General features: G+C 60.1%; 22 protein-coding genes and 1 tRNA gene. 17 read left to right on the top strand and 6 right to left on the bottom strand.

The features are described from left to right. Positions 1–134: 134 nt before the first annotated feature. Complete coding sequence (locus DXC90_RS01810) at positions 135–1,697, top strand: cation:proton antiporter (protein WP_117734509.1); 1,563 nt, start codon at positions 135–137, stop codon at positions 1,695–1,697. A 161-nt stretch (positions 1,698–1,858) separates the two neighbouring features. Here the strand turns inward: DXC90_RS01810 and DXC90_RS01805 are convergent, their stop codons facing one another. Together DXC90_RS01805 and DXC90_RS01800 are read right to left on the bottom strand one after the other, a co-directional pair. Then, positions 1,859–2,608, bottom strand: coding sequence for an SDR family NAD(P)-dependent oxidoreductase (locus DXC90_RS01805; RefSeq protein WP_117734508.1), 750 nt, complete (start codon positions 2,606–2,608; stop codon positions 1,859–1,861). A 221-nt stretch (positions 2,609–2,829) separates the two neighbouring features. Next, on the bottom strand, positions 2,830–4,173 hold the full coding sequence (locus DXC90_RS01800) for a homoserine dehydrogenase (RefSeq protein ID WP_117734507.1): 1,344 nt from the start codon (positions 4,171–4,173) through the stop codon (positions 2,830–2,832). Between the two features lie 249 nt (positions 4,174–4,422). On the opposite strand from DXC90_RS01800, the gene DXC90_RS01795 reads away from it, so the two are divergent. From DXC90_RS01795 to DXC90_RS01770, 6 genes are all read left to right on the top strand, one after another. Continuing rightward, positions 4,423–5,589: an ABC transporter substrate-binding protein gene (locus DXC90_RS01795; protein ID WP_117734506.1), complete on the top strand. Its 1,167-nt coding sequence runs from the start codon at positions 4,423–4,425 to the stop codon at positions 5,587–5,589. Positions 5,590–5,860: 271 nt separating this feature from the next. Then, positions 5,861–7,048: an ABC transporter substrate-binding protein gene (locus DXC90_RS01790; protein ID WP_117734505.1), complete on the top strand. Its 1,188-nt coding sequence runs from the start codon at positions 5,861–5,863 to the stop codon at positions 7,046–7,048. A 139-nt stretch (positions 7,049–7,187) separates the two neighbouring features. Beyond that, complete coding sequence (locus DXC90_RS01785; RefSeq protein ID WP_117734504.1) at positions 7,188–8,069, top strand: branched-chain amino acid ABC transporter permease; 882 nt, start codon at positions 7,188–7,190, stop codon at positions 8,067–8,069. Positions 8,070–8,078: 9 nt separating this feature from the next. Beyond that, positions 8,079–9,158, top strand: coding sequence for a branched-chain amino acid ABC transporter permease (locus DXC90_RS01780; RefSeq protein WP_117734503.1), 1,080 nt, complete (start codon positions 8,079–8,081; stop codon positions 9,156–9,158). Beyond that, positions 9,148–10,008, top strand: a complete 861-nt coding sequence (locus tag DXC90_RS01775; protein ID WP_006234439.1) for an ABC transporter ATP-binding protein — start codon at positions 9,148–9,150, stop codon at positions 10,006–10,008. Before DXC90_RS01780 ends, DXC90_RS01775 begins: the two co-directional genes overlap by 11 nt. Positions 10,009–10,020: 12 nt before the next feature. Then, complete coding sequence (locus DXC90_RS01770) at positions 10,021–10,722, top strand: ABC transporter ATP-binding protein (RefSeq protein WP_117734727.1); 702 nt, start codon at positions 10,021–10,023, stop codon at positions 10,720–10,722. A 308-nt stretch (positions 10,723–11,030) separates the two neighbouring features. Here DXC90_RS01770 and DXC90_RS01765 read toward each other — a convergent pair whose 3' ends face one another. The 3 genes from DXC90_RS01765 to DXC90_RS01755 are packed head-to-tail and all read right to left on the bottom strand — an operon-like array spanning position 11,031 to position 12,248. Further along, entirely contained in the window at positions 11,031–11,294 is a 264-nt protein-coding gene (locus tag DXC90_RS01765) for a hypothetical protein (protein WP_117734502.1), read from the bottom strand. Between the two features lie 14 nt (positions 11,295–11,308). Next, the gene (locus DXC90_RS01760) at positions 11,309–11,941 is read right to left on the bottom strand and encodes a DUF1700 domain-containing protein (RefSeq protein ID WP_117734501.1); all 633 of its coding nucleotides are present in this window, start codon (positions 11,939–11,941) and stop codon (positions 11,309–11,311) included. Continuing rightward, the gene (locus DXC90_RS01755) at positions 11,928–12,248 is read right to left on the bottom strand and encodes a PadR family transcriptional regulator (RefSeq protein WP_187362357.1); all 321 of its coding nucleotides are present in this window, start codon (positions 12,246–12,248) and stop codon (positions 11,928–11,930) included. The genes DXC90_RS01760 and DXC90_RS01755 overlap by 14 nt, the downstream gene beginning before the upstream one ends. 284 nt (positions 12,249–12,532) lie before the next feature. Between DXC90_RS01755 and DXC90_RS01750 the strand changes: the two genes are divergently transcribed. Next, a complete protein-coding gene (locus DXC90_RS01750) occupies positions 12,533–13,210 on the top strand; it encodes a copper homeostasis protein CutC (RefSeq protein WP_117734500.1) in 678 nt (225 codons plus the stop codon). 70 nt (positions 13,211–13,280) lie between these two features. Here DXC90_RS01750 and DXC90_RS01745 read toward each other — a convergent pair whose 3' ends face one another. Then, the gene (locus tag DXC90_RS01745) at positions 13,281–14,279 is read right to left on the bottom strand and encodes a bile acid:sodium symporter family protein (protein WP_117734499.1); all 999 of its coding nucleotides are present in this window, start codon (positions 14,277–14,279) and stop codon (positions 13,281–13,283) included. A gap of 275 nt (positions 14,280–14,554) precedes the next feature. On the opposite strand from DXC90_RS01745, the gene recJ reads away from it, so the two are divergent. From recJ to rplT, 9 genes are all read left to right on the top strand, one after another. Beyond that, a complete protein-coding gene (gene recJ / locus DXC90_RS01740) occupies positions 14,555–17,842 on the top strand; it encodes a single-stranded-DNA-specific exonuclease RecJ (RefSeq protein ID WP_117734498.1) in 3,288 nt (1,095 codons plus the stop codon). Between the two features lie 15 nt (positions 17,843–17,857). Next, a complete protein-coding gene (locus tag DXC90_RS01735) occupies positions 17,858–20,218 on the top strand; it encodes a bifunctional (p)ppGpp synthetase/guanosine-3',5'-bis(diphosphate) 3'-pyrophosphohydrolase (RefSeq protein WP_117734497.1) in 2,361 nt (786 codons plus the stop codon). Between the two features lie 84 nt (positions 20,219–20,302). Further along, positions 20,303–20,986, top strand: coding sequence for an MBL fold metallo-hydrolase (locus tag DXC90_RS01730; RefSeq protein ID WP_117734496.1), 684 nt, complete (start codon positions 20,303–20,305; stop codon positions 20,984–20,986). A 194-nt stretch (positions 20,987–21,180) separates the two neighbouring features. Next, positions 21,181–22,047: a class II fructose-1,6-bisphosphate aldolase gene (gene fba / locus DXC90_RS01725; RefSeq protein ID WP_117734495.1), complete on the top strand. Its 867-nt coding sequence runs from the start codon at positions 21,181–21,183 to the stop codon at positions 22,045–22,047. A 254-nt stretch (positions 22,048–22,301) separates the two neighbouring features. Next, complete coding sequence (locus tag DXC90_RS01720) at positions 22,302–23,735, top strand: transglutaminase-like domain-containing protein (protein ID WP_117734494.1); 1,434 nt, start codon at positions 22,302–22,304, stop codon at positions 23,733–23,735. 39 nt (positions 23,736–23,774) lie between these two features. After that, a tRNA-Leu gene (locus DXC90_RS01715) sits at positions 23,775–23,861 on the top strand. 247 nt (positions 23,862–24,108) lie between these two features. Then, positions 24,109–24,678, top strand: a complete 570-nt coding sequence (gene infC, locus DXC90_RS01710; RefSeq protein ID WP_117734493.1) for a translation initiation factor IF-3 — start codon at positions 24,109–24,111, stop codon at positions 24,676–24,678. Between the two features lie 32 nt (positions 24,679–24,710). After that, positions 24,711–24,902: a 50S ribosomal protein L35 gene (gene rpmI, locus DXC90_RS01705; RefSeq protein WP_117734492.1), complete on the top strand. Its 192-nt coding sequence runs from the start codon at positions 24,711–24,713 to the stop codon at positions 24,900–24,902. Between the two features lie 46 nt (positions 24,903–24,948). Then, the gene (gene rplT / locus DXC90_RS01700) at positions 24,949–25,308 is read left to right on the top strand and encodes a 50S ribosomal protein L20 (RefSeq protein ID WP_022094123.1); all 360 of its coding nucleotides are present in this window, start codon (positions 24,949–24,951) and stop codon (positions 25,306–25,308) included. Positions 25,309–25,595: the final 287 nt, after the last annotated feature.

Here is a 25,595-nt window from a genome sequence, read left to right as displayed (position 1 = left end):
GGTCGGTTTGCGGGGCAAGCCTCGCGATCGCCTTGAGCCACATACTTTTAAACCTCACTATGATACGACAGCTCGTGGCGCGTTGAGGACGGCGAGGGTGCTACAGTGGAGCGCAAACAAGAGAAAGGCATCACATGGCATTTGTTTCGCTCGCCATCATCGCACTCGTGGCCTTTGCAAGTCCCTTCATCGCCTCGGCGATTCCCGGAAAACCCGTTCCCGAGACGGTCTTTTTGCTCGTGTTTGGCGCGGTGCTGGGACCTCATATGCTCGGCATTATCCATGTGGATGCCGAGGTCTCGCTCGTGTCCGAGCTCGGCCTGGCCTTTTTGTTCCTGCTTGCCGGCTTTGAGATCGATCCCAAGAACATCACGGGCATCGAGGGGCGTTACGGCATGGCGACGTGGGTCGTCACGTTTGGTATCGCCTGGCTTGCCGTGCGCTTTACCCCGTGGTTTTCGGTCAGTCATTTTGATGGCATCGCCGTGACGCTGGCGTTGACCTCGACGGCGCTTGGGGCGCTCATGCCCATCTTGCGCGAGCGGTCGCTTTCTGGGACGCGCGTCGGCGATTCGATTCTTGCCTATGGTACGTGGGGCGAGCTCGGACCCGTGCTCGCCATGTCGGTGCTGCTGTCTGCCCGTACGGGTGTCGAGACGCTGTTGATCTTGGGGCTGTTCGCCGTGGTGTGCGTGCTGCTTGCCGTGGTCCCCAGCCGCTCCAAGCGTATTGGCAGCCGCTTCTTTGCCTTTATTCAGGAGCGCGCCGATACGACTTCTCAGACGTTCGTGCGCCTCACAGTGCTCATCCTGGTCACGCTCGTGGCGTTTTCCGCTATTTTTAGCCTCGATATCGTACTGGGCGCTTTTGCCGCGGGCTTCGTCCTGCGCTACATCATCCCCGAGGGCAACCATACGCTCGAGCTTAAACTCGATGGCCTTGCCTATGGCTTTTTGATCCCGGTGTTCTTTACCGTTTCGGGCGCCAAGATCGACCTGACGGCTGTAGCATCGCGCCCTGGCCTGCTCGTGGGCTTTATCGTGGCGTTGCTGGTTATCCGTGCCGTGCCCATCGTTGTCTCCATGGGCATCTGCCCTAAGACGCGCGATGTTTCTGCCTACGGTCGCATCACCGTGGCGCTCTACTGCACCACGGCACTGCCGATCATCGTCGCCGTGACGAGCGTCGCCGTCAATGCCGGCGCATTATCGCAAGGCGTCGCTTCGGTTATGGTGGCAGCCGGCGCCATCACGGTGTTCCTGATGCCACTGCTCGCGCAGCTCTTCTACCGCGTGGTCGATGCGGCGCCGGTCGCCGCCGTGGCGGAGGTTGCCGAGCATCCCGCCGATGCGCTCAATATCCTGCGTGCCCATCACGACCTGGCAAGTCTTCTCGCCCGCGAGCACGAGCTATTGACGTCGCATGGACATGGTCGCGTATTCGAAGGCTTGCCTACACTCGACACGATTGCCGAGCGCCTTTCTGATCGGGCGGCGAGCGAACGCATCGATGCGCGCATTGTGGATGCGGCGCATCTGCTTGCCGATAAGACCTATGGCGACGAGATAGATCCGTCCGAGCTCACCCCGCGTGAGCGTCGCCGCCTAGAGCGCGCCAAGCTCGCCGTGCACGAGTACCGCCGTCGCATGCTGGAGCTTTATGCGCACGAAGAAGCCGACGAGGACGACGGCAAGTAGCCGACGCTGATGCGGGGGCGGCATTCCCGTTTGAGGACGGACGCGAAACGGGACACAGTTTCCCTTCAAACAGAAGAAGACGCGCTGTCTGCGGTTGATGTGGACAGCGCGCCTTCTTTGGTTGAGCTATGTTGAGGCCAGGGGCCAAAGCTCGTGGTCCCTTAGGAGCGGGCGGCTCCATCGACGGGGAGCACGGCGCCTGTGACGTAGGCGGACATGTCGCTCGCCAGGAAGACGAAGGCGTTGGCGACATCCTCGGGCTCGCCCATGCGGCCCAGCGGAATGGTGGTGATGATAGGCTTGATGACCTCTTCGGGCAGGTTGGCGACCATATCGGTCTTGGTCACGCCGGGTGCGACGGCATTGACGCGAATGCCCATGGGGGCGAGCTCGCGCGAGAGCGACTGGACCATGCCGTTGACGGCAAACTTGGACGTGGGATAGCCAACGCCGGAGGGCTGACCGTACTTAGCGACCATCGAGCTCGTGGTGGTGATGGTGCCGCCGTGGCCGGCCTCGGTCATGATCTTGGCGGCAGCCTGGTGGCCGTTAAAGACGGCGACGACGTTGAGGTCCATGACCTTGGCAAACTCCTCGGCCGTGTAGTCCAAAAGGGGCGAGCGCTGGGAGATGCCGGCATTGTTGACGACCGTGTCCAAGCCGCCCATATCGGCGGCAGCCTGGGTAAAGGCCTCAGTTACGGCCTCGAGCGAGGTGAGGTCGCAGGAGCGGCCCCAAACCTTGGCCTCGGGATAGGCGGCTGCCAGTTTCTCAACGGCTGCGTCGGCAGTCTCCTGGCGCGAGCCAAAGACCGTGACGGCGGCGCCTTCCTCGATAAAACGGCAGGCGATGGCATAGCCGATTCCGCGCGTGCCTCCGGTGATGATTGCTTTCTTGCCCTTGAGCAGCATATCGCTTCCTCTCTTATGTGCATGGATACTTGCAGCACAGCATAGTGGCGGCAAAAAACAGCTGACGCCGCATATCGGTAAACGGTATCCACGGTTGTTGATGAACGGTCAAGTTGCTCAAACGTTAGTCGACCACTTCGTGCAAAAGATGTAACTAAAAGGGGCTCCCATCCAATCGGATGGGAGCCCCTCATGCGTTATTTGATTTGCCGAGAATCGGGCTAGTTGGCCATGACGCCTTCGGTCCAGGCCTCGACGTCCTCGATGCGCAGGACGTTGGCGATCTCGGCCACGCAGTCGACGCTGGCAAGCTCGGCGGCGGCAGCCTGGACGTCCTTCTCGAGCGCGCGGTGCGTCAGGAAGATGACCGAGCAGGTATCGCTGACGCCCGACTTGCCGTCCTCGACCTGATTGATGAGCGAGATCGAGATGTTGTGCTTGGCGAAGATATCGACCGTCTCGGACAGGGCGCCCACGCGGTCGGCGACTTTCAGGCGCACATAGTACTTGGTCTGGAGCTCGTCCATGGGCTTAAAGGCAAGGTTGTGGCCGTAGGGCTCAATCTCGGGCAGCGGCGCCACGCCGCGGCTGATCTGCTCGGACAGCGACAGGATATCGCCCACGACGGCGCTCGCGGTGGGGAAGGAGCCTGCGCCGGCACCGTAGAACATGGTCTCGCCCACGGCGTCGCCCACCACGTAGACGGCGTTCATGGCGCCGTTGACCTTGGCGAGCATGTGGTCGGCGGGGATCAGCGTGGGGTGCACGCGGACGTCGACGCCGGCATCGGTGTTGCGCGCAATGCCCAGCAGCTTAATGGTGTAGCCGAGCTCGCGGGCCTGGGCGATGTCCTCGGCGCCGATGGTACGGATGCCCTGCTGGTAGACGTCGTCGGTGGTCACACGGGTGCCAAAGCCGATGGAGGCGAGGATGGCCGTCTTGCTGGCGGCATCGAAGCCGTCGACGTCGGCGGACGGGTCGGCCTCGGCGTAGCCCTTGGCCTGCGCGTCGGCGAGCACGTCGGCGTAATCGGCGCCCTCGGCGTCCATGCGCGACAGGATGTAGTTGGTGGTGCCGTTGAGGATGCCGGCGATGGTCAGGATCTTGTTGCCCACCAGGTCGTGCTCGAGCGTGCTGACGATGGGGATGCCGCCGCCGCAGCTGGCCTCGCACTTGACCTGCACGCCGCACTCACGCGCCTTCTCGGCGAGCGTCTCGACGTGACGGCCGAGCAGGGCCTTGTTAGCGGAGACGACGTGCTTGCCGTTCTCAAAGGCCGTGGTGAAGATCTCGGTTGCGGGATGCTCGCCGCCAATTAGCTCGACGACGATGTCGACGGTGGGGTCGGTGACGACATCATGCCAGTCGCTCGTAAAGGCCTCGCGCTCAATACCGGCGGCTTCGGCCTGCTCCCAGGCAAGCGCGCAGGCGCGGGTCAGCTTAAGGTCGATGCCGTAGGCGGCCAGGTACTCATCGTGGTGGCTCTTGATCAGACGGGCCACGCCGCCGCCGACGGTTCCCAGGCCGATCAGGCCGACGTTCACGGTGCGCAGGGGTTCGCTCATAGATAGCTCCTTCGTGCATCTGTATGGATGATTGACCAGTTAAGGTTGAGTGCATTCTAGCGTGAACCAAGGGCGCGTGCTTGCCAGGCAACAAGAGCCGCATAAAACGCTACCCCCGAAACGCTGCGGAAATATTGGAAACACGCTCGCTACAAACGAACTCCCGTAACAAACTGTCAACGTTTGGGCCATAAGGTTTGCCCTGTACCGCAAGACGGCCGCACCGCGGCCAGCGAAAAGGGGGACACCATGTTCAACATCAACAGCACGCTCAGCCGTAGGAACTTCCTCGCCGGCGCCGCCGCGCTCGGCAGCACCGTCGCACTTGCCGGCTGCTCCTCGGGTGGCTCGGACGATGGGTCTGCCGATGACGGCAAGTCTTTCAAGATCGGCGTCATCGGTCCTCTGACCGGTGCCGCGGCCACCTATGGCGTCTCGGTCGAGAAGGGCGCCAAGCTCGCCGTAAAGGATTTCTCGACCAAGGACCTCAAGCTCTCGCTTAAGTCCGAGGACGACGTCGCCGACGGCGAGAAAGCCATCAACGCCTTCAATACCCTGTGCGACTGGGGCATGCAGGCGCTCGTCGGCCCCGTCACCACCGGTGCCGCCGTTGCCGTCTCGGGTGAGATTGCCGACGACATGCTCATGGTCACGCCTTCCGCCTCGTCGCTCGATGTCACCAAGGACAAGACCACGGTCTTCCAGGTCTGCTTCACCGACCCCACCATGGGCACGAGTGCCGCGAAGTTTTTGGCCGAGAAGTACGCAGACGCCAAGATCGCCCTGTTCTACAACTCCGGCGATACGTACAGCTCGGGCGTTGCCGACGCCTTTGCCGAGCAGGCCAAGGAGTCCAAGCTCGATATCGTCGACACCGAGACCTTTAAGGACGACTCTTCCACGAGCTTTACCAATCAACTGACCAAGGCCAAGGAGGCCGGCGCCACGCTCATCTTTGCGCCGATCTACTACACGCCGGCGTCCGTCCTGCTCAAGAACGCCAAGGACATGGGCTACGACATGACGCTCATGGGCACCGACGGCATGGACGGTCTGCTCTCTGTGGAGGGCTTCGATACCTCGCTTGCCGAGGGCGTGCTGCTCATGACGCCCTTCTCCGCCGACGACGAGAAGAACGCCGACTTTGTCAAGGCATATAAGGAGGAGTACGACGAGACCCCCAACCAGTTTGCCGCCGACGCCTACGACTGCGTCCACGCGATCGCCGAGGCCATCGACAAGGCTGGCATCGATACGACGGCCGACGGTGCCGACATTGCCGCCGAACTTGCCAAGGCCATGCGTAAGATCAAGATCGATGGCCTGACCGGCGAGCTCACCTGGAACGACGAGGGCCAGGTCGAAAAGCCCGCTACGGCCTATGTGATTCAGGACGGCAAGTACATCGCCGCCTAAGAGCGTATAAAACGCAACCGGTGAGGCTCTTTTATTCAGGGCGAGGATGCTTGTAACAGAATGGAAACATTACTTTTACACAATAAAGTGGCAGATATGCATAAAGCGGCAAAAATACGCAGAAATATGGATAAAAATCTGAGGTAAAAGAAAAGTTGAAATAATCGCCACTTTTCCTAACTAAAGCGTCTACTATTTTGCGAACGCCGAACACGGCGAAGGATGGCCTGTCGGGTAACCGAAACCCGACGAGATTTGAGAGGAGAGCCGCATGTCGAGCCTCACCGGTAAGTCATTGAACCCTGTTATGAATCGCAGGAGCGTTATCGCGAGCGCAGCAGGTCTGGGGGCGATGTCTATTCTAGCTGGCTGCTCCTCCAACGGCGGCGATAGCGGTTCCGCTTCGAGCGACGCCTCGTTTAAGATCGGCACCATCGGCCCGCTGACCGGTGCTGCCGCGTCCTACGGCAAGTCCGTTACCCAGGGCGTCGAGCTTGGCTGCAAGGATTTCTCGACCAAGGAACTGCCACTTGTCAGCAAGGCCGAGGACGACCAGGCCGACGGCGAGAAGGCCGTCAACGCCTTCAATACCCTGCTCGACTGGGGCATGCAGGCCCTCGTCGGCCCGACCACCACGGGTGCGTCGGTTGCCGTTGCCGCCGAGTGCGGTAACGACCCCAAGACGTTCATGATCACCCCGTCCGCGTCCTCCGAGGACGTTACCGACGGCAAGGATTGCGTCTTCCAGGTTTGCTTCACCGACCCCAACCAGGGCGTCAACGCTGCCAAGTTCCTGGCCCAGAAGTATGCGGACGAGAAGTTCGTTCTGTTCTATAACTCCGGCGACGCCTATTCTTCGGGTATCGCGGATTCCTTTAAGGCTCAGGCCGCTGAGTCCAAGCTCGAGATCGTTGACGAGGAGACCTTTAAGGACGACTCCGCAACGAGCTTTACCAACCAGCTGACCAAGGCCAAGCAGGCCGGCGCCACCATGATCTTCGCGCCGATCTACTACACGCCGGCGTCCGTCCTGCTCAAGAACGCCAAGGACATGGGCTACGACGTCAAGATGATGGGCTGCGACGGCATGGACGGCATCCTGGGCGTGGAGGGCTTCGACACCTCCCTTGCCGAGGGCCTGCTGCTCATGACCCCGTTCTCCGCCGACGACGAGAAGAACGCCGACTTCGTTAACGCCTACAAGGATAAGTACGGCGATACCCCCGACCAGTTTGCCGCCGACGCCTACGACGGCGTGCACGCTGTGGTCGAGGCTCTTAAGGAGGCCGGCTTGGGCGTCGACGCCGACCCCACCGAGGTCGCCGAGAAGCTGCCCGAGGCTATGCTCAAGATCACCGTTGACGGTCTGACCGGCAAGCTTTCCTGGAATGACAAGGGCCAGGTCCAGAAGGACCCCACGGCGTACGTCATCACCGACGGCAAGTACGTACAGGCCTAATAGACCGCCTTACATAGAGCGGTTTTGATCCCAAGCAGGGGAGGTTTTGGCCTTCCCTGCTTGCTTGGTATCTAGGGACGATGTAACGTCCCTGTTTCATACATCAACTGGAAACCTATTCGAAAGGGGGATGTGGAACATGACGGTCTTTATCCAATACCTGGTCAACGGCCTGTCCATGGGCAGCGTCTACGCCATCATCGCGTTGGGCTACACCATGGTCTACGGTATCGCCAAGATGCTGAACTTCGCTCACGGCGACGTCATCATGGTCGGTGCCTATGTCTCGTTCTGCGCCACGTCGTATCTCGGCCTCCCGGGCTGGGCTTCTGTAATTCTCTCTTGTGCGGTCTGCACGGTTCTCGGTGTTCTCATCGAGGGCCTGGCCTATAAGCCGCTGCGCCAGGCAGGCCCGCTGGCCGTTCTGATCACGGCTATCGGCGTGTCCTATTTCTTGCAGAATGCCGCCCAGCTTCTGTGGGGCGCCACGCCCAAGAACTTTACTTCGCTCGTCACCTTCCCGGTGCCGGAGTTCTTGGCCAAGTATAACGTGAGCGCTGTCTCGCTCGTCACCATCGTCGCTTGCCTGATTATCATGGCCGGTCTGGTGTTCTTTACGGGCAAGACCAAGATGGGCAAGGCCATGCGCGCCGTGTCCGAGGACAAGGCCGCCGCTCAGCTCATGGGCATCAATGTCAACCGCACCATCTCGATGACGTTTGCCATCGGCTCTGCCCTTGCCGCCATCGCCGGCGTGCTGCTGTGCTCCTACTCGCCGGTGCTGCAGCCCACGACGGGCGCCATGCCTGGCATCAAAGCCTTCGACGCCGCCGTCTTCGGTGGCATCGGCTCCATCCCCGGCGCCTTTGTCGGCGGCATTCTTATCGGCATCATCGAGGCAATGGCACAGGCCTACATTTCCACGAGCCTTGCCAACTCCATCGTCTTTGGCGTTCTGATCATCGTCCTGCTCGTCAAGCCTGCCGGCCTCTTGGGCAAGTACGTCCCCGAGAAGGTGTAGGTGAGCGTTATGAAGTTCCTTAAAGACAAGCAGACGCGTCACGACTTTGTCACGTACGCCATGTGCATCGTGGCATTCGCCATCGTGTTCTTTATGCAGTCCAACCATATGATCCCGCGCATGATCGCCGGTCAGCTGGTTCCCATCACGGCCTATATCGTCATGGCCATCTCGCTTAACCTCGTCGTCGGCATCGCGGGCGATCTTTCGCTGGGCCATGCGGGCTTTATGAGTGTCGGCGCCTATACGGGTATCGTCACCGCCGTTGCCCTCGAGAGCGCCGTTCCCTCCGATCCGGTGCGTCTTATCATCAGCATCGTGGTCGGCGCTGTCGCTGCTGCCATTATGGGCTTCCTGATCGGTATCCCGGTTCTTCGCCTGAGCGGCGACTACCTGGCCATCGTGACCCTGGCCTTCGGCGAAATCATCAAAGAGATCGTCACCTGCCTTATCGTGGGCGTCGATTCCCGCGGCCTTCACGTGATCTTTAACATCACGGGCAACTCCACGATCGACGACCTTCATCTGCTCGAGGACGGCACCGCCATCATCAAGGGCGCCCAGGGCGCGTCGGGCGTGTCGACCTACTCGACCTTCCTTGCCGGTGCCATCCTGGTCATGATCGCGCTCGTGATCGTGCTCAATCTGGTCCGTAGCCGTACCGGCCGTGCCATCATGGCCGTGCGCGACAACAAGATCGCTGCCGAGTCCGTAGGCATCTCCGTCACCCAGTACCGCATGATCGCCTTCGTGGTTTCTGCCGCCCTCGCCGGTGCTGCAGGCGCCCTGTTCGGCGGTAACTTCTCGCAGCTCTCCGCCACCAAGTTTGACTTCAACACGTCCATCCTCATTCTGGTGTTCGTGGTCTTGGGCGGCCTGGGCAACATGCGCGGTTCTGTCATCGCGGCGGCGCTGCTCACGGTGCTTCCCGAACTGCTCCGTCAGTTCTCGGACTATCGCATGCTCATCTATGCCATCGTTTTGATCCTGGTCATGGTCTTTACCAACAACCCGCAGCTCAAGGCGTTCTTCGGTCGCGTTAAGGACCGCTTTGCTCCCAAGAAGGAGGTGGCAGCCGATGCCCAGTAAGTTTGAGTTCAACAAGGGCAAGATGGTCCCGTATCCTTCTGGCGCCATCGTTCCCGACCGCGACCTGGGCCAGCGCCCGGCGCTCGAGTGCATCCACTTGGGCATTGAGTTTGGCGGCCTTAAGGCGGTCGACGACTTTAGCCTGACCATTGGCAAGACCGAGATCGCCGGTCTGATCGGCCCCAACGGCGCCGGTAAGACCACGGTCTTCAACTTGCTTACCAAGGTGTACCAGCCCACGCACGGCACCATCCTGCTCGACGGCGAGGATACCTCGGGTAAGTCCGTCTACCAGGTCAACCGCATGGGCATCGCCCGTACCTTCCAGAACATCCGCCTGTTCAACACCATGACGGTGGAGGACAACGTTAAGGTCGGCCTGCACAACCAGGAGCGCTACTCCGGTTTTGAGGGCGTGCTGCGCCTGCCGACGTATTGGAAGCATGAGAAGGCCGCCCATGAGCGCGCTATGGAGCTGCTGTCCATTTTTGATATGGAGCATCTGGCAAACGAGCAGGCTGGCTCGCTGCCTTATGGCGCCCAGCGTCGTCTGGAGATCGTCCGCGCGCTTGCTACCAACCCTAAGCTGCTGCTGCTCGACGAGCCTGCCGCCGGCATGAACCCGTCCGAGACCGCGGAGCTCATGGCGAATATCGTCAAGATCCGTGACACCTTCGGCATCGCCATCATGCTCATCGAGCACGATATGTCGCTCGTCATGAACATCTGCGAGGGCATCTGCGTGCTCAACTTTGGTAAGGTCATCGCCAAGGGCACGGCCGAGGAAATCCAGAACAACGACGCCGTTATCGAGGCGTATCTGGGCAAGCAGGATAAGGGGGAGAACTAAATGGCAGAGCCGATGCTTTCCGTCTACAACATCAACGTCTGGTACGGCGCCATCCACGCCATCAAGGACATCTCCTTTAACGTCAACGAGGGCGAGATCGTGGCCCTGATCGGCGCCAACGGCGCCGGCAAGTCCACGACGCTTAAGACCGTCTCGGGCCTGCTGCGCTCCAAGACCGGTTCCATCAAGTTTATGGGCGAGGACATTACCCATACGCCCGCCGATAAACTGGTGAGCAAGGGTCTGGCTCAGGTTCCCGAGGGCCGTCGCGCCTTTTTGCAGATGACGGTTGAGGAAAACCTGGAGATGGGCGCCTATACGCAGCCCAAGTCCACGGTGGCTCCGGGTCTTGAGCGCGTCTACGAGCAGTTCCCGCGCCTTAAGGAGCGCCGCCGCCAGGTTGCCGGCACCCTTTCGGGTGGCGAGCAGCAGATGCTCGTTATGGGCCGCGCCCTTATGAGCAACCCCAAGCTGCTCATGCTCGACGAGCCCTCCATGGGCCTGGCACCGATTCTGATCGAGCAGATCTTCCAGATTGTCGAGGACCTGCACAAGGCCGGCACCACGGTGCTCCTGGTCGAGCAGAACGCGCAGATGGCGCTTTCCATCGCCACGCGCGGCTACGTGCTCGAGACCGGCAAGATCACCATGACCGGCACCGGCCAAGAGCTCCTGCACGACGACAACGTCCGCAAGGCTTACCTGGGCGGCTAACTAGTTACGCGGTTTTACCAAACCGCGTAACGGCTCGACGCTGCAAGTCCGCCAGGGCGGCAATCTGCCTTTCAACTTCGGCGGCATGACCAGAAGGTCAATGCCGCCTCGTTTCAAGGCACCTTGCTCGCTCTGGCGGGTTTTCGCTGTCGTTGCCAAAACATCGACGTTGGGGGTAGTCGTTGGGGACGTTCTTGAATGACTAGTCGTTTGAGAACGTCCCCAATGACTAGGTCAAAAGGCTCCGAGTGCGGCGTGCTCACGCCCGTCGTGGTGTGCCCGAAGGGGGATGGCTGCTACGAGCTCGATCATTTGCGAGTAGAAGACGAACCAGCCGTTGCAGACCCAATATGGATCTCGCCAACCTCGGCAAGCTGCTCGATGAGTGGAAGCCCTGTCGGGTCGTCCATTTCAACACCACCCAGAATGATGGTGTCATCGCGCAGGTCGATCTGCGTGTTGAACACAGCGAGGTTAAAGCCGGAGGCCACAAATCCGATAGCAGCCAGGACGAGCCCCGTGGCAACAAGCCCACCCGCTACGGCAAGGTAAATCTTTTTTACGCTGGACATGGTTGCACTCCTTCCTATGCCGTGAGCGGCGCCGCTTCAGCGCCCATGCGGCTCTTATTGCCCCGATCTTTCCAGAAGGGCGAAACGGCTTTCTTCGCCCAAAGGGCAGAGAGGCGCGCGATCTGCCTGGACGCCGTCCAGGCGCCGGCTCCCGTGAGGAGCGCCACACCGATGGAAGCGAATCCCATTCCCATCGAGGCCAAAACGTACGGAACATGCCCGATAATGATGCCGTCCACGGCGAACAGGAGCCCTACCAGGCCCGCGCCCCCGAATGCCGCGGCCACGATCCACACGCAGAGCGCAAGAACCCAAATACAGATGTAGACTGCAGCGGCAACGGCGACGAACGCGAGCAGCAGCGGAATCCATACCGGAGAGCCCGCGATGGCGAGCGCCCATAGAAGTGCCGTGCTCTTGCGCTTGGTCCTCGCGATCGCGCGCGGCACGGCGGGTAGTTCGTCGAGCGTTGCCTCGGCGACCTCACCGGGCGTGCCCATGGCGGCCACAGCCTCGGCCTCCGTCATGCCGTCCTCCATACGGTCGGCGATGGCCTCCGCGTAGAACTCCTGCGTTTCCTTTACCTGATCTGCCGGCAGGCAGGCCAGAAGCTCGCCCAGCCGGTTCAAGAACTCATCGCGCGTCATGGTGCGCCCCCTCCACGTAACGGTAGATCTCCTGCACGGATGGCCATTCGGCGAGGAACTCGGCGATACGCTCGCGCCCGGCGTCCGTGATGCGGTAGTACCTCCGCAGCCGCCCGTTGTGTTCGGCGGAGCGCGCGGTGATGCAGCCCGCCTTCTCCAGGCGCTTGAGCAACGGATAGAGCGTGGATTCCGTGAGCCCCATACTCGCGGGCACGTCCTTCACGATCTGATAGCCGTAGGATTCCTCGCCCGAGACGGCCGCGAGCACGCAGGCCTCGAGGAAGCCGCGCTTCATCTGTGCCTCCATCCGCACACCTCCTTTCGTAGTATACTGTGTAACACCTACTATATGACACATAGTATATGATGTCAACAGTTGTCGTATAGGGAGTCCGGTCTGTCTGTCCCCTGCGGGTACTCATTGGGGACGTACTTAAATGAGTACCCATCGCTCAAGGTGGCATCTGGGGACGTTCCTTATGTGCCGGCACTTTGGGACACTCCTTGTCAAGGTTTTGTTCCATCGTGCGGGTTGCTATTTAACGTGCGACAATGCCGTGTGGAAATCGAAATGTCTCCTGGGGGCTATCTATGCTATACGAGTTTTGTGCTGAGAACTTTGAGCGGGTGCCGGCGGCTATCGATGCCGGTGCAAAGCGCATCGAGCTGTGCGATAACCTTGCCGTCGGTGGTACCACGCCCTCGGCCGGCGTTATCAGCGCTACGGTCAGCTATGCTCACGAGCATGACGCGCGAGTGATGTGCATGATTCGCCCGCGTGGCGGCGACTTTCACTACAACCAGGACGAGCTGCGCATGATGGAGATGGACTTGGGCCTTGCCGTGAGCGCCGGCGCCGACGGCTTGGTCTTTGGCTGCTGCAAGCCTTGTGCCGGCGGATGGGCGCTTGACGAGCTTACGCTCGGCGCCCTCGTTATGGCCGCGGGGTGTGCGACCGAGGAATGCAAGCGCGAGTCCCTTGACATCACCTTCCACATGGCATTTGACCAGCTCTCGCCCGAGGCTCAACTCGATGCGATTGATACACTTGCCGACTGCGGCGTTACGCGCATCCTCACGCATGGCGGCGCGGCCGGTACGTCGATCGAGGATAATTTCGATCACCTGGCTCGTTTAATCGAGTATGCGGGTGATCGTTTGACCATCCTTCCCGGCGGCGGCATCACTACGGCAAATCGCGACGCGGTCGCGGCAGCGCTAGGCGTCCCCGAGCTTCATGGCACCAAGATCGTGCCGCTGGAGGCGTAGCCCGCGCTGGCTGCGTGTTCATCCCATGGCGCTTGAGTAACAAGGGGAGCGCTCGAACAAAGCGGACAAACTAGCGTGCCATGGCGTCGCGGCCGGCCTCGACGCGCTTGCGCTGGGCGGCGCGCTCCTCGCCGGTCAGTCGCTCAAAGAGATGTCCGATAACCGAGGCGAGCACCTGCTGAAACAGCGTTCCGCACATGACGGGAAACACGACCTCGCCGGGAAAATACTGCGTGGCGATGACGGCGCCCGAAGAGATATTGCGCATGCCGCAGGTAAAGCACATGGTGGTCGTCTCGCTATACGGCAGGTGCAACGCGCGGGCGACCAGAATGCCGACGACAAAGCCGCTGATGGCGAAGGTCAAAATAAAGAGGGCGACTTCCAGGCGCACCGCATTCATGTGCAGCACGTACTCGCTCATGGCGGTGGAGTTGGAGGCGATGACACCCATCATCATGAACTTGCAGGCGGGCGAAAGCGCGGGGGAGAGTTTCTCGTGTCCCCATCCGCGCGTGAACTCGTTGATCACGATGCCGAGCACGGCGGGGATGGCGATCATAAAGGCCATGTTCTGCATCATGCCCGGAACATCGATTGCAACGGTGGCGCCCAGTAGGAGCTTAAGCGTGAGCGGAATCGTGACGGGTGATATAACCGAAGACGTCAGGATGATGGTGAGTGCGAGCGGGCCGTTGCCGCCGAACATGCTAATCCACATAAAGGCGGTGACTGCCACGGGTACGCTGTACTCGAGCACGATGCCGCAGACAAGGTTTGGGTTGGAACCAAAGAACAGTGAGCTCATGGCATACGCCGCGATGGGGATGAGCACGGCCGAGACAAATAACGCCAAAATCAAATGTAGGGGACGGCGGAACGCCTCGGCCACCTGGTGAAAGGTGTTGCTGAGCGCACCTTGGAACGTCATAAAGGCAAACAGGGCGGGAACGATGGGCTTGAGCACGCCGATCTGCTGGGGAAAGAGCACGCCGAGCGTCACGCAAATCGGAACGATGACCTGCATGTGCCCCGCGAGAAACTTGCCCAGTCCAACCCATTGCTTCATATGCTCTTGTGACTCCCTTTGCTCGTGAATTCGTTTTGAATGGATATGCTAGACGCTCGCATGCGTCTGTGCGTCAGAAACGCTCGAATATTTCGAGGCTATTACCGCCCTCGTTTATCGAAACCGCGGCGTGCTGGACGTTGTGCGTCCGCGCTGCACGGTATAATAAATCCGTTCAATAGATCTGCCTGCCGAAGCGGGTATACACAGAGGACTCATCGCTATGAACCGTGAGAGGTATCGCGGCGACCTGCCCCTATCGGGGGTGGGCGCCTATGTCATCGCTTAAGACGACGCATCGCTGGGCGGTCGCTCGGCAAAACCTCGAGCTCGAAAAGGAGCTTTCGGCTGGCCTGGGCATACCCGGGCTGGTGGCGCGCATTATGGTTGCGCACGGCATTACATCCATCGAGGAAGGCCAGCTGTTTTTGACGCCTTCGCTCGATCGCGACTGGGCGGACCCGCTCGTTATTCCGGGCATGGCGGTCGTCGCTGACCGCGTCGAGCGTGCTATTCGTAACCGCGAGCGCATCGCGGTCTTTGGCGATTTTGACGTTGACGGTATTACGTCGACCTGCCTGTTGACCGAGGCACTCCGCACGTTTGGCGCCAATGTCACACCATTCATCCCGCACCGCTTTGACGAGGGATATGGCCTTTCGCGCGCGGCGCTCGACCGCGTCAACGAGCTCGCCCAACCCAATCTGATCGTGACCGTTGATAACGGTATCGCGGCGAAGGAGGAGGTCTCCTATCTGGAGAGCCTGGGAATCGACCTGGTGGTCACGGACCATCACGAGCCCTCCGATCAGGTGCCGCAGGGCGTGCCCCTGACCGACCCTAAGCTTGAGAACGAGGGCCCCTCGCGCGAGCTTGCCGGTGCCGGTGTGGCGCTCAAGCTGGTGCAAGTCCTGGGCGAGCGTTTGGGCAAACCGTCGTATTGGCGTTCGCTGATCGAGGTTGCGGCGCTTGGCACCGTGTCCGACATGATGCCGCTGACGCCCGAGAACCGCGCACTGGTCGCCGAGGGCATCCAACAGATGCGCGTGACGGCTCGTCCCGGCTACATCGCGCTGGCAGCGCTCGCCAAGGCCGACCTCTCTAGCATTACGGCCGATGGCCTGTCGTTTTCGCTCATCCCTCGTCTGAATGCTGCCGGCCGCATGGCTGATCCCAAGCTGGCGCTCGACCTGCTGCTTGCCCGCGACCCCATCGAAGCGAGTGCGCTTGCCGCCGAGCTCGAGGAAATCAATCGCCAACGCCGCGAGATCGAGGCGGAGCTTACACGCGATGCCATGGCGAAGGTCGAGGAGACTTATGACGGCGGTCGCGCGATCGTCGTGGGCGGCGAGGGCTGGCACGAGGGCGTCAAGGGTATCGTAGCGAGCCGTCTGACCAACCGTTATCACGTGCCGGCGCTGCTGTTCTCGATCGAAGACGGTATCGCTCGCGGTTCGGGTCGCTCGGTGGGCAAGGTCAACCTGTTCGACGCCGTCGAGCGTTGCTCCGACCTGCTGATTCGTCGCGGCGGGCATGCCGGTGCGGTGGGCGTGACCATCGAGGCATCCAAGCTCGACGAGTTCCGTCGTCGCCTTTCCGCCGTGCTGTCCGAGCTTCCCGCCGAGGACTTTGAGGACACCGACGAGGTTGCCGCCACCGTTGACCTCTCCGAGCTGAATATTGAGACCATCGAGCAGATCTCCCGTCTTGAGCCGTTTGGCCAGGGCAACAAGGTGCCGCTGTTGGCGGCCGAGGGCGTGACAATGTGCGATCGCGCCGTGGTGGGCAAAACCGGCGAGCACATGCGCTTCGTGGCGACCGATGGCGCCGCGAGTGTGCCGGCTATTATGTTCCGCGTGCCGCAGATCGATAAGCTCATCAATTGCGATAGCGCCGTCGATTTGGTGTTCGAGGCCGTGGCCGAGCATTGGCAGGGACGCGTGAAGCCCAAGCTCATGATCAAAGATGTCTTGGTGCGCGATACCACGGCGCCCAATATCGACGATCCGGCGTGCGAGCTTCGTCGTGGCGTGCGGCCGGCGGACTTAGGCCCGCGCCTGGAGTCGCGTAAGCGCGAGACGCTTGCCCAGCTTTCCTATACCGAGCTCACGCGCTCGCTCATTCACAGCTTTATCGGATCGAACCAGCCGCACCGCGCACAGGTTGAGGCACTCGATGCCTTGGCCGACCACAAGAGCGTCTTGGCCGTTATGGGAACGGGCCGCGGCAAGTCTCTCATCTTCCATGTACATGCCGCGCGTGAGGCGGTGCTTCGCGGACGTGCGAGCATCTTTGTCTATCCGCTGCGTGCGCTCGTTGCCGACCAGGCCTATCACCTTTCTTCGACGATGGCAGCGCTTGGCATTGGTGTTGGCGTGCTGACCGGCGAGACCGTGGAGGCGGCGCGCGATGACGTGTTTGCCGGTTTGGCTTCGGGCCGCACCGGCATCGTGCTCACGACGCCCGAGTTCCTGTCCATTCACCGCGATCGCTTTGCGCGTTCGGGGCGCATCGGTTTTGTCGTTATCGATGAGGCGCATCATGCCGGTCTTGCCAAAGGTGGCGACCGGAGCGCGTACCTCGACATGCCCGATATTCTCAAAGCGCTAGGCGATCCCGTTGTCATGGCGGCAACGGCTACCGCGACGGCTCCGGTCGTGGCAGAGCTCGCTCGCGTATTGCCCATTACCAGCACGGTGGTTGACGAGACCGTGCGCGAGAACCTGCAACTCGAGGACGATCGCGACCTCGCAAGCCGCGAAAATCGCCTGGTGTCGATTGTGGCGACGGGGGAGAAGACCGTTATCTACGTCAATTCGCGCGACCAGTCCGTGGCACTTGCCAAGACGCTGCGCAAGCGCGTGCCAGACTGTGCGACCCATATCGCGTTCTATAACGCCGGGCTCGCGCGTTCCGATCGCCGCCGCGTCGAGGAGGCGTTTCGAGATGGCAGCCTCAGCTGCATCGTCTCGACCTCGGCCTTCGGTGAGGGCGTGAACCTGCCCGATATCCGACATGTCGTGCTCTACCATATGCCGTTTGGCGCGATTGAGTTTAACCAGATGAGCGGCCGTGCCGGTCGTGACGGACAGCCCGCTGTGATTCATCTGCTCTATTCGTCGCGTGACGCCCGTATTAACGAGCGCCTACTCGATTGCTACGCGCCCGAACGCGATGAGCTCGTCACGCTCTATCGAGCGCTGCAGACCATGTGGCGCTCCAACCGCGGCAAGACGGGGGACGATTCATTCTGCGCAAGCGATATCGACATTGCGCAGATGTGCCTTGCAATCGACGCGCGCACGCCGGTCGATGAGCGCTCGGTGGAAAGCGGCCTGGGAATCTTCGAAGAGCTTGGTTTCTGTCGCGTTTCGGGGTTTGACGACACCCGTCGCATCGCGATGGCCGAAAACCCTGGCCGCGTGCAATTGAGCAGGTCAATTCGCTATTTGGAGGGCTTGCGCTCGCGCATGGAGTTCTCGGCTTTCCGGAGCTGGGCGCTCGATTCGTGTGCTTCTGATATGCTAGCCAAAGTTAACCGCCCGATCGTACCACGGGCCTAGGGGAAGGGGACCTCGATGGATGCCGCAGCCCGTACCGCCCATGATTCCACCCTCCAGCCTTTTTCTGAGATGGAGCACTATAAGCATGCCGATGAGCTGCCGCCCGAGATTATGGCGGACAGCTACGACAAGCTGGAGCGCCTGTGCCTCAAATATATGAATGAGGATGACTTCTCCAAGGTGGAGCAGGCCTATTGCTTTGCTGCCGAGAAGCACTGCAACCAAAAGCGCCGCTCGGGCGAGATGTACATCAACCATCCCGTCGAGGTTGCCATCATTTTGGCCGATCTTAAGATGGACTGCGATGTGGTGTGCGCCGCGCTGCTGCACGATACCGTCGAGGATACCGAGACCTCGCTTACCGATGTTTCCGGCCTGTTTGGCGATACGGTGGCCGAGCTCGTCGACGGCGTGACCAAGCTCACCAACATCGAAGTCGACAGCATGGACGAGAAGCAGGCGCTTACGCTGCGCAAGATGTTCCTTGCCATGTCCAAGGATATTCGCGTCATCATCGTCAAGCTCGCCGACCGCCTGCATAACATGCGCACGCTTGCCGCCCTGCGCGAGGACCGCCGCCTGTTTAAGGCGCGCGAGACCATGGACGTATACGCGCCTCTGGCCGACCGCCTGGGCATGAGCTCTATCAAGTGGGAGCTCGAGGACCTGTCCTTCTTCTACCTTGAGCCCGACGCCTACCAGCGCATCGCGCGCATGGTGGCGGAGTCGCGCGAGGTTCGCGAGCGCTATCTGGCCGAGACCATCAAGACGCTCACCGACGAGCTCAACCGCATTGGCCTGGAGGGTTTCCAGATTAATGGCCGCTCCAAGCACTATTGGTCCATCTACCAAAAGATGAAGCGCAAGGGCAAGGAATTCTCCGAGATCTACGACCTGGTGGCACTGCGCGTCATCACGCATTCGGTGCGCGATTGCTACTCCACGCTCGGCGCGGTGCATACGCTGTGGCACCCCATGCCCGGGCGCTTTAAAGACTATATCGCCATGCCCAAGGTCAATAACTATCAGTCGCTCCATACGACGGTTATCGGCCCCACGGCCCGTCCGCTCGAGATTCAGATTCGAACCTACGAGATGCACGAGCAGGCCGAGTACGGCATCGCCGCCCACTGGCTGTACAAGAAGTCGGGCGGATCGTCTGCCTCCAAGACCAACGACGCCCAGCGTCTGGATGATCAGATTAACTGGCTCAAGCACTCACTCGACTGGGCGGCGTCTGACGAGATCACCGACGCCAAGGAATATCTGCATTCGCTGAAGGTTGACCTGTTCGATCAGGAGATTTTTGTCTTTACGCCCAAGGGCGAGGTCATGGCGCTTCGCGCCGGCTCTACGCCGCTCGACTTTGCCTACGCCGTCCATACCGAGGTCGGTAACCACTGCGTCGGTGCCAAGATCAACGGTGCGGTGGCGCCGCTCACGCACGAAATCAAGACGGGCGACCGTGTCGAGATTCTGACCAACAAGAGTTCCAAGCCGTCGCGCGATTGGCTCAAGATCGTCAAGACGCCTTCTGCCAAGTCAAAGATTCGCCGTTACTTCGCTGCCGCGACCAAAGACGATGACGCTGCAGCCGGCCGCGATATACTGGCCAAGGACCTGCGCAAGCGCGGCTATGGCATCTCTACGCCGCGTTCCACGCGTGCGCTCAATGCTGTGGCGGAGCAGTTTAACTACAAGCAGCTCGAGGACCTGTTCGCAGCCGTTGGGGCGGGCAAAGTCGCCCCACGTGCCGTGGGCAATAAGGTCGAGCAAATCTTGGACCCCAAGCCCGAGGAGCAGCTCACCAAGGCCGAGGCCATTGCCGAGGTCGTCAAGCAGCCTGCCCGCGGCTCCAACCGCAAGCCGCAAAAGCGCGGCAAGAGCGCCAGCAACGGCATTATCGTCAAGGGCGAGAGCAACAGCGGTCTGCTGGTCCGTTTGGCGCATTGCTGCAATCCGGTGACGGGCGACGACATCGTCGGCTTCATCACGCGCGGCCGAGGCGTCTCGGTGCATCGCGCCAACTGCCCCAACGTCAAGGGCCTTATGGAGCACCCCGAGCGCATGATTGATGTAGAGTGGGACGGCGCTGCCGACACCCTCTTCCAGGTCGAGATCGTGGTCGAGTGTCTGGACCGCATGGGCCTGCTCAAGGATGTCACCATTGCCATTGGCGATGCGGGCGGCAATATCCTTTCTGCTGCCACGTCGACCAACCGCGAGGGTATTGCAACCCTGCGCTTTATGGTCGAGATCTCGGACGCGAGTGGTCTGGATCCGCTGCTGGCATCGATTAGCAGCGTCGACTCGGTCTACGATGCACGTCGTTTGATGCCTGGCGAGGGCGGAGCTCAGCTCAAGCGCCGCGTTTAGTCGCGACGAACGTGCCACATTATCGATATTCGCTACACTCGAGGCATCGTTTGATGCCTCGAGTTCTATAGAGAGGAGAGGGATATGAGCGCTGCGTCCTTGGATTTAACTCCCAAAGGATCGGTCGAGATCGAGACGCTCGTAAACGGTCCCATTCAGACCAACAGCTATGCTGTTATTTCGGACAATGAGTGCGTGATTATCGACCCCGCATGGGAAGGCGAGCGCCTGGTGGAGCATATTCGAGCCGAGCATCCCGGTGTACGCGTGCTTGGAGCCGTATGCACTCATGGCCATGCCGATCATGTTGGTGGTGTTGCCGGCGTACGAACCGCCGTTGGCGAGGGCTGCCAGTATGAGCTGTGTGCTAAGGATGTGGCGGTGCCGTATGCGAATATCGAGGAACAGCGAGCTATGTGGGGCATTGAGACGCCCGACCCCGGGGAGCCGACGCGCCTGCTCGCCGAGGGCGATGCTATTGAGGTGGGCGATATCTGCCTGCAGGTGATCGAGACGCCCGGGCACACACCGGGTGGCATTGTTTTGTTCGCCGCCACCGAGCAGGGAAGCATCGCCTTTGTTGGCGACACGCTATTCCCGGGCAGCCGCGGCCGTACCGACCTTTCCGGCGGAGACGAGGCTGCGATTCTGCGCTCGCTCTCCAAGCTCGCCCGGCTGCTTCCGGCCGATACCGTTTGCCTGACGGGTCATGGTGATTCGACCACCATGGCGCGCGAGCTCATGCAGAACCCGTTCATGCAGATATAGCTTTATCGCCAGCTTTGTAAGCACGAGAAGTGTCCAAACGTCAAGTTATTTTCCCCAACGGGTCGATTCCGTTGGGCAAACGGTCAAAAAAAGTCCATTCGGGCGATATTCGTAAACAAACGAACGTTTCTGCGCGGGTATGCCGTGGTAAAATCTCAGGCGTTATCGGAGCAACCTTACAGGAGGTTTCTTTTATGCTCGTCAACGCAGCAGACATGCTCAAGAAGGCCGAGGCCGGCAAGTACGCTCTCGGTGCCTTCAACACCAACAACCTCGAGTGGACCCTGGCCATTCTCCAGGCCGCCGAGGAGGCCAAGTCTCCGCTGATCCTTCAGTGCACCGCTGGTGCCGCTAAGTGGATGGGCGGTTTCAAGGTCTGCGCCGACATGGTCAAGGCTGCCGTCGAGGCCACGGGCGCTACCGTTCCCGTCGCCCTTCACCTCGATCACGGTTCTTACGAGGACTGCTTCAAGTGCATCGAGGCCGGCTTCACGTCCATCATGTATGACGGCTCTCACGAGGAGACCTTCCAGCTTAACCTCGACCGCACCAAGGAGCTCGTTGAGCTTGCCCACTCCAAGGGCATGTCCATCGAGGCCGAGGTTGGCGGTATCGGCGGCACCGAGGACGGCGTGACCTCCAACGGCGAGCTCGCTGACCCCGCTGAGTGCAAGCAGATTGCCGACCTGGGCGTTGACTTCCTCGCCTGCGGCATCGGCAACATCCACGGCGTGTATCCCGCCGACTGGGCTGGCCTGTCCTTCGAGCGTCTGGGCGAGATCAAGGCCCAGACCGGTGACCTGCCCCTCGTTCTGCACGGTGGTACCGGCATCCCCGAGGATCAGATCAAGAAGGCCATCTCCCTGGGCATCTCCAAGATCAACGTCAACACCGACCTGCAGCTCGTCTTCGCCAAGGGCGTCCGCGAGTACATCGAGGCTGGCAAGGATCAGCAGGGCAAGGGCTTTGACCCCCGCAAGCTCCTCAAGCCTGGTCGCGACAACATCGTTGCTCGCACCAGGGAGCTCATGGAGGAGTTTGGCTCCGTCAACAAGGCGTAAGTAGCGGTTTAACTTTCCCGCCGGAGGCCCCGTTCGCCCTACGCTTTTCCCTTGCGCTCGCCTGGCTTTGCCAGAAGTCGCGCAATGAGAAAAGCTCCGGGCGAACGGGGCCTCCTTCGTTAACTCGCTACAGGGTTACTGGGCTGAGATAATCGAATTGATACCGTTTATCGGTGTTGAGGGCTCCTTGGTCGGGGGCTTTGTTTTTATGTCGGTACAATGGGCTCAGGTTGTCGTACTACTTGGGAGTGGTTATGGCTGTTATTGATATTTTGCCTGCTGACGGGAAGGTTGTTGCCGAGGGTCCCGTTGGGTGCTCTGTTGAGGTTTGTGACGATGATTTCCGTCATCTCGATATCGGATTGCCGCCTGAGATTCTTCGTCTCAAGGATGCTGGATATCTGACACAGGCGGTTGCGGCTTGCGATCGTCTTTTGAAGCAGAATCCTGATCCCTCGTTTGTCGCCTGCGTTCGTGCCGAGCGGTATCGCATGATCGAGACGCCGCTTCATTTTTCGGTGTCGCGTGATCGGGCTATTGAGATGATCCGCGAGGAATGGCCCGAGTTTACCGATAAGCAGTTTGACGACCTGATTGACCGCAAGCGTATCGATTGGCGTTTTATCGATGGCGAGCTATTCGTCCTCGACAATTTCCTTGATTCCTTGCGCGTGTATCCCAAGGAGGTTCCGGGCCTGCGCCCCGATCCTACGGATAGCATTGCGCTGCGCAACCAGATGCTCGAGGAGATGGAAACGCAGGGCGGCCTGTCTCGCACCATTACGCTTAAGGCGTGCGTGTCTGTCCCCGGGGCTTTGGAAGGAGAGGCCGTTCGCGCGTGGCTTCCCGTTGCCGCTGCCTGCCGCCAGCAGTCTCAGATCGAGATTCTTGATATGACGCCGGAGGGGGTCATTGCCCCTGCGAACGCCTTGGCGCGCACCGCTTCGTGGGTCTCCTCGACCGATCGCTCGTTCTCGGTGATCTATCGTTATCAAATCGATGCCGCTTATCACGATATCTATGGGGGTGCGCTTCCGGCGCATCCGTGTATGGACACATCGCTGCCCGAGGACATTTCCGAGGACCGTCCACACATTGCGTTCACGCCGTATCTGCAGCAGCTGACTGAGCGTGTCGTTGACGGGCTCGAGGACCAGCTCGATCGAGCTCGGGCTATCTATGATTACTTGACGCTGCATATCGACTATCGCTATCAGCCGCCGTATCTGCTTTTGGGCTCCATCGCCGATGACTGTGCGCATTCGCTTCGCGGTGATTGTGGCGTTATGGCGCTCACGTTTATCACCATGTGCCGCATTGCCGGTGTGCCCGCCCGCTGGCAGAGCGGCCTGTACGTTGCGCCCGACTCGGTGGGGCCGCATGACTGGGCGGAGTTTTATACGCCGCAGACTGGCTGGCTCAACGCCGATGTCTCGTTTGGTTCCTCGGCGCGTAGGATGGGGGAGGAATGGCGCCGCCGCCACTATTTTGGTAACCTCGATCCGTGGCGCATGGTGGCAAATTCCCGGTTCCAGGCAGGGTTTGAACCCGTCTTCGACGGTATGCGCGAGGATCCCTATGACAACCAGATGGGGGAGGTCTCGGTCGACGGTCGTGGATGCCGTCGGCGCGAGATGCTCCGTTCGGTCGAGCTCATCGAAATGCTCGAAGTTCCATTTTCGGACTAATCAACAGAAAGCTGTGATAAACTAACTCACGCATTACGTGCCCGAGTGGCGGAATTGGCAGACGCAGTGGACTCAAAATCCACCGTTGGCAACAACGTGCGAGTTCGAGTCTCGCCTCGGGCACCATACATGCAGCTGAGCGTTCAAGGGGGCCAAGGCCCCTTTTTCGTGTACGTAATGTGATAGCGCGCTGTACGTGTTATTATCGCCGAGGCGTTGTTCCCGCAATGCCCTAAAGAGGAACCCGAGGGTTCCCACCTTTTGGCGCCAATGAGCAGCTGACTGGTCATACAACTTAGATTCCCTTCCTCATTTCGAGGATGTCTATGTGTACGACCTGGTTGCTGAGAAGCGCCGGGTTATTTTTTTATGAATGGAGGTAGGGAAAATAGCTAAGTCTGATGACACCCGCATCAACGACGAGATCACTGCATCTTCGTGCCGTTTGATTGGCGTCGATGGCTCTCAGCTCGGCCTGTTCGCCATCCGCGATGCCCAGCGCGTCGCCGACGATCAGGGTCTCGACTTGGTCGAGATCGCTCCCAACGCGGAGCCGCCGGTCTGCAAGGTCATGGACTACGGTAAGTTCAAGTACCAGCAGGCCATGAAGGCCAAGGCCGCTCGTAAGAACCAGTCTAAGGTCGAGGTCAAGGAAATGAAGTTCCGACCCAAGATCGATGTTGGCGACTACGAGACCAAGAAGGGCCACGTTCTGCGTTTCCTCAAGAAGGGCGCACGCGTTAAGATCACCATCATGTTCCGCGGCCGTGAGATGGCTCACCCGGAGCAGGGTCTTAACGTTCTCGAGCGTCTCGCCGAGGATCTCAAGCCTTACGCTACGGTCGAGTCCAAGCCTAAGATGGAAGGCCGTAACATGCTTATGCTGCTCGCCCCGATTAAGGGCGCTTTCGATGAGGAAAAAGCGGCAAACGATACTAAGTAACTAGTGTTCTGTAACCGATTAAGGAGTATTTCATGCCTAAGATGAAGTCCCACAGCGGCACCAAGAAGCGTTTCCGCAAGACTGGTACCGGCAAGCTCATGCGCGCCAAGGCTTTCAAGAGCCACATCCTGAGCAAGAAGTCCACCAAGCGTAAGCGTGGCTTCCGCAAGGAGACCGAGATCGCCGCTGCCGACCGCAAGGTCATCAAGTCGCGTCTCGCTTAAGTTCGCGTTCCCTTTTTTCGTCTTACCGTCTAGGAGTTGATAGAACATGGCACGTATTAAGCGCGCTGTTGCCGCCAAGAAGAAGCGCCGTACCGTTATGCACCGTGCGAAGGGTTACTACGGTGCCGCTTCGCGTACTTACAAGCATGCTAAAGAGCAGGTCCAGCACTCCCTGCAGTATCAGTATCGTGATCGCCGCAACAAGAAGCGCGAGATCCGTTCTCTCTGGATCACCCGTATCAACGCTGCCGCTCGCCTGAACGACATTTCTTATTCTCAGTTCATGCACGGCCTGAAGGTTGCCGGCATTGAGCTCGACCGCAAGGTCCTGGCTCAGATGGCTTACGAGGACATCGAGTCCTTCAACGAATTGGCCGCCATCGCCAAGAAGGCTCTCGAGGCCTAATAGATTCTCTTGAATCGCTAGGGGAGTGTCGCGTTGTGCGCGGCGCTCCCTCTTTTTATCTGAAGGCGCGGTTTATATTGCTAAAAGCGCGGGTAGATAGACACCTACAGGTGACCGATCTCTATATATTCCTGAACCAAAGGGTCATCATCTGATACGTGCGGAAGATTCGCACCAGTCTTTCTATTTGCTATAGAAGGCGATATATTGTGTAGGACTTGTGAAGAGTGGAATTGACGTTCCACAGGCCCCTCCGGTCTGGCAATATATCTCCTTGCCGCGCGGCC

Origin of the sequence: Collinsella sp. TF09-1AT (assembly GCF_003436895.1) — a bacterium.
In the GTDB taxonomy this organism is placed as follows: domain Bacteria; phylum Actinomycetota; class Coriobacteriia; order Coriobacteriales; family Coriobacteriaceae; genus Collinsella.
This window is presented reverse-complemented; position numbering and strand designations above follow the sequence as displayed.